Consider the following 255-nt stretch of genomic DNA (forward strand, 5'->3'; position numbering starts at 1 on the left):
CGCCTGCGCGCGCTTTACGCCCAATAATTCCGGATAACGCTTGCCACCTACGTATTACCGCGGCTGCTGGCACGTAGTTAGCCGTGGCTTTCTGGTTAGGTACCGTCAAGGTACAAGCAGTTACTCTTGTACTTGTTCTTCCCTAACAACAGAGTTTTACGACCCGAAAGCCTTCATCACTCACGCGGCGTTGCTCCGTCAGACTTTCGTCCATTGCGGAAGATTCCCTACTGCTGCCTCCCGTAGGAGTCTGGG

At 54.1% G+C, this 255-nt stretch carries 1 rRNA gene; it reads right to left on the minus strand.

Features of this window, described 5'->3' with window-relative positions:
• Positions 1-255: ribosomal RNA gene (locus tag ACN6NE_RS31245) — 16S ribosomal RNA — on the minus strand; the annotation flags it as partial.

The organism is Priestia sp. 53B2 (assembly GCF_056099005.1).